General features: G+C 59.7%; 3 protein-coding genes. 2 read left to right on the top strand and 1 reads right to left on the bottom strand.

Annotation, left to right across the window (positions count from 1 at the left end; all coding sequences use genetic code 11):
• Positions 1 to 83: 83 nt before the first annotated feature.
• The gene (gene dibA, locus ACSFE6_RS31080; RefSeq protein WP_435431196.1) at positions 84 to 2,003 is read right to left on the bottom strand and encodes a phosphodiesterase DibA; all 1,920 of its coding nucleotides are present in this window, start codon (positions 2,001 to 2,003) and stop codon (positions 84 to 86) included.
• 146 nt (positions 2,004 to 2,149) lie between these two features.
• Here dibA and desA point away from each other — a divergent pair, with 146 nt between their 5' ends.
• The gene (gene desA / locus ACSFE6_RS31075) at positions 2,150 to 3,331 is read left to right on the top strand and encodes a delta-9 fatty acid desaturase DesA (protein WP_435431195.1); all 1,182 of its coding nucleotides are present in this window, start codon (positions 2,150 to 2,152) and stop codon (positions 3,329 to 3,331) included.
• Positions 3,332 to 3,532: 201 nt separating this feature from the next.
• Positions 3,533 to 4,522: a GGDEF domain-containing protein gene (locus ACSFE6_RS31070; protein WP_435431194.1), complete on the top strand. Its 990-nt coding sequence runs from the start codon at positions 3,533 to 3,535 to the stop codon at positions 4,520 to 4,522.
• Positions 4,523 to 4,601 lie beyond the last annotated feature (79 nt).

Below are 4,601 nucleotides of genomic sequence, written 5' to 3'. Positions count from 1 at the left end.
CGCGAAAGCAGTGGGTCAGTCAACACTGGCATTGAAAGTACCGCCGCTTTCGCGAGCAGGCTCGCTCCCACAGGTTCTGTACATTATTTGATCACCGGTGCATGCAGCCAATCCAGATGCTCGGCCGGCACCGGTCGCCCGAACCAGTAGCCCTGCCCCAGATGGCAACCGTGTTCGAGCAAGAACGCTGCCTGTTCGCCCTGTTCGATCCCTTCGGCATGCACCTGCATGCCCATGCTTTGCGCCAGGGCGATGATGACTCGCGCAATCGCCGCATCATCTTCGTCCCACGGCAACCCGGCGACAAAGCCTTGGTCGATCTTGAGTTTTTGCACCGGCAAGCGCTTGAGCCGCAGCAGTGATGAATAGCCCGTACCGAAGTCGTCGATGGCCAGCCGCACGCCCAACTCACGCAGGCGATGCATCTGCTCCAGCGCAACTTCCGGGTCCTCCATCACCGCGCTTTCGGTCACTTCCAGCTCCAGATACGCCGGGTCCAGACCTGTTTCGTGTAGCACTTGCGCCACTTGCCGGTACAGCTCACGGCGGGCAAACAACCGCGAAGACACATTCACCGCGACGAATGACAATTCCACGCCCGCCTGCTGCCACTGGCACATTTGCCGGCAGGCCTGCTGCATCACCCAAGCGTCGATTTCGGCGATCAACCCGGTGCGCTCGGCGACCGGGATGAATTCTGCCGGCGACACCAAGCCTCGTTGCGGATGCTCCCACCGCACCAGCGCTTCGACGCCGATCAATCGACAGGTATGAAGGTCGTGGACCGGCTGGTAATAAACACGCAATTGCTGTTGCTCTAGCGCATGACGCAACTCGAACGCAATTTCGACTCGCTGCTGGGCATGGGCTGTCAATTCTTCGGTATAGAACGCGTAGTCGTTGCGCCCCGCACTCTTGGCCTTGAACAGCGCCGAATCGGCGTTGCGCAGCAATTGCTCGGCGCTCAGGGCGTCGTTGGGGAACTGGCTGATACCGATGCTGGTATTGATAAACAATTGGTGCCCGTCAATCGGGAATGGCTCCTTGAGGCCTTCGATGACTCGCCGGGCCAAGGCTGCCGCCTGCGCCAACTGCGGACAGCTTTCAGCCAACACGGCAAATTCGTCCCCTCCGAGCCTCGCCAGCGTAATACCTGGCCCGAACATGGCCTCCAGGCGCTCCGCAACGGCCTTGAGCAGCTGATCGCCGATGGTATGGCCGAGGCTGTCATTGATCATCTTGAAGTGATCCAGATCGATCAACAGCAGTGCACAGCCTCGCTTGTGGATCTGCGCCGAAGCGAGGGCCCGCTCGGCACGGTCGGTGAACAGCAGGCGGTTGGGCAGGTCGGTCAGCGGGTCATGATGGGCCAGGTGCATCAATTCGTGTTCGGAGTTCTTGATCGCGCTGATGTCGGAAAACACCGCCACGTAATGGCTGGGTTGCCCCAAGTCGTCGTGAATGACACGGATGGTCTGCCATTGCGGGTAGATTTCACCGTTTTTGCGGCGATTCCAGATTTCCCCGCTCCACTCACCGGCACGCTCGAGCGCCAGGAACATCGCCTGATAGAAATCCGCCGGGTGACGGCCTGACTTGAACAGGTTGGGCCGCTGCCCCATGACTTCTTCGGTTCGATAACCGGTAATGTCCATGAAGGCGCGATTGACATGCACGATCAATCCTTCACGGTTGGTGACCAGCACCCCCTCCCGAGTGCAGTCGAATACCGCAGCCGCTTGCCGCAAACGCTCGCGATCTTCACTGCGTGCGCGCAGATGGGCGCCGATGCCCAGGCAGCGCAGCAGCCGCGCCCGGGCGATGAAGATCAATCCGGCACTGAGAACGACCCAGGTATAACCGTTGATCAGTTGCCATCGTGATAACTCGGCCGAGCTATCGAAGAAACTGTTCAATAAATAGCCACTGAGCTGTAGCCACACCACCGAAAGCAACAGGTAAAGCAGCGCTGCACGCAAGGCATCGCGATAGCTGGCAGACATAAGACTGTCCATGTCCCTACAAAAATGCCGGGATTATAGGTTAAAGACACCGCCCGGCACTCTTATCTGAAAGGGCGACTGGTTTTCTCTGTGGGCTTGGTGATAATGCACCGGCTGTTTTTTCTTTATCGAGGGCCCTACAGGCTATGTGGTACGAAGGTTTTCTCGGCTTGTCGCCCTGGGCACTGGTGGCAGTCACCCTGCTGATGACCCATGTGACGATCGTTGCCGTCACGGTCTATCTGCACCGCTATTCAGCCCATCGCTCCCTGGAGCTGAATGCCGGCCTGAAACATTTCTTCCGCTTCTGGCTGTGGCTGACCACGGCGCAGAACACCCGCGAGTGGACCGCTATCCACCGCAAACACCACGCCAAATGCGAAACCGTCGATGACCCGCACAGCCCGGTCATCAAGGGCCTGTCCACGGTGCTGCGCAAAGGCGCCGAGCTGTACCGCGCCGAGGCGGAAAACCCCGAGACCCTGCGTATCTACGGCAAGAACTGCCCCGAAGACTGGATCGAGCGTAATCTTTACACCCCGTACCCGTTGCTGGGCGTGGCGATCATGGCCGTCATCGATTTGCTGCTGTTCGGCACCATCGGCATCACCATCTGGGCCATCCAGATGATGTGGATCCCGGTCTGGGCCGCCGGTGTGGTCAATGGCCTGGGCCATGCCATCGGCTACCGCAACTTCGAATGCCGCGATGCGGCGACCAATCTGGTGCCTTGGGGCATCCTGATCGGCGGCGAAGAACTGCATAACAATCATCACACCTACCCTAACTCGGCCAAACTGTCGGTGAAGAAGTGGGAATTCGATCTGGGCTGGGCCTGGATTCAAGTGTTCAGCTTCCTGCGCCTGGCCAAGGTTCAGCGCATCGCGCCGATTGCCCACCGTGTCGAAGGCAAGGGCAATCTGGACATGGACACCGCTATGGCGATCCTCAACAACCGCTTCCAGATCATGGCCCAGTACCGCAAATTGGTGATCGGGCCGCTGGTCAAGCAGGAGCTGGCCAAAGTCGATCACTCGGTCCGCCACCAGTTCCGCCGCGCCAAGCGTCTGCTCTCGCGGGAAACCAGCCTGCTGGACGACAAACACCACGTACGCATCCAGAACATGCTCGAGCACAGCCAGGCACTGAAGGTAATTTACGAGAAACGCCTGGCCTTGCAGCAGATCTGGGTCAAGACCAGCTCAAATGGCCACGATATGCTGGCCGCCATCAAGGATTGGGTGCACGAAGCCGAAGCCAGCGGGATTCAATCCCTGCGCGACTTCGCCGATCAGTTGAAAACCTACTCCTTGCGCCCTGCTACCTGACAATAAAACGGTGGGAGCGAGCCCGCTCGCTCCCACAGTGGTTTGTGGGCTGTGTCGTCAGTACCGCCCGGCGGGAGCAAGCTTTCTCGCCACGGAAAGCGGGAACTTCGCCTCAAATCCTCCCTCTCAAAGACACTTCGCCACCCGGCGAGCACCCGCTTTCGAACCTCGAGCGGCGCACGCCCTTTGAGAGTTGTGCCGATGGTCAATGAGAACCTGAAAGACCCATCTCCATCACCGTGGCCGGAGGCCGCACAAACCCTGCTGGCATTGATGCACGCCCAAGGCGAAGTCGCGCGCCTGAGCGAGCGCGAACAGCTGTTCAGCACCTTGCTGGTGAGCGTCAACGCAGTGCTCTGGGCCTTCAACTGGGAAACCCGTCAGGTGTTGTATGTCAGCCCCGCCTATGAGCGGATCTTCGGTCGCTCCGCCGACCTGCTACTGGCCGACTACAACCAGTGGCGCGACAGCATCTACCCCGACGACCTGGAGTACGCCGAGCGCAGCCTGGCGGACGTACTGGTCAAAGGCGCCGTCGAAGACCGCGAATACCGGATCATCGACGCCAACGGCCAGGTGCGCTGGCTGAGCGACAAATGCTTCATCAGCCGCCAGGTCGAGCCGGGCCAGCCGGTGATCATTGTCGGCTTCGCCGAAGACATCACCTACAAGAAGCAGATGGAAACCGAGCTGCAGCGATTGGCTACCACCGACGCCCTGACACAAAGCAGCAACCGCCGACACTTCTTCGAGGGTGCGCAACAGGCGTTTGAACTCGCGCGGCAAAAGGGCACGCCGCTGTCGTTCCTGATGCTGGACATCGATGACTTCAAAGTGATCAACGACACCTACGGCCATCAGGAAGGCGACAATGTGCTGCAACGCATCGCCGACAGCGGCCGCGCGGTATTGCGCCGTGGCGATCTGTTCGGGCGTATCGGTGGCGAGGAGTTCGCCGCGGTGTTTCCTGGCTGCACACAGGACATGGCCCGGCAAGTAGCCGAGCGTCTGCAACGGGAGATTCAGTGCTTGAGCTTCGACCATAACGGACAGGCATTCGGCATCACCGTCAGCCAGGGGCTGAGCACCCTCACAACCGGTGATGAGAATATCGAAAGCCTGTTCGCCCGGGCGGATGCGGCGATGTATCGGGCCAAGCGGGATGGCAAAGACAGGATTGTCACCGGTTGACCCGGCCCACGCTTAACCAATGTGGGAGCGGGCTTGCTCGCGAAAGCGGTGTGTCATTCAACATTGATGTCGATTGATA

It is taken from the genome of Pseudomonas baetica, from assembly GCF_051216495.1.
Taxonomy (GTDB): Bacteria; Pseudomonadota; Gammaproteobacteria; order Pseudomonadales; family Pseudomonadaceae; genus Aquipseudomonas; species Aquipseudomonas baetica_B.
The sequence above is the reverse complement of the archived record's forward strand: the minus strand, read 5'-3'. Positions and strand labels throughout refer to the sequence as shown.

Coding starts and splice junctions, on each gene's coding strand:
- dibA (WP_435431196.1), bottom strand. CDS start 2,003: ATGTCTGCCAGCTATCGCGATGCCTTGCGTGCAGCGCTGCTTTACCTG.
- desA (WP_435431195.1), top strand. CDS start 2,150: ATGTGGTACGAAGGTTTTCTCGGCTTGTCGCCCTGGGCACTGGTGGCA.
- ACSFE6_RS31070 (WP_435431194.1), top strand. CDS start 3,533: ATGGTCAATGAGAACCTGAAAGACCCATCTCCATCACCGTGGCCGGAG.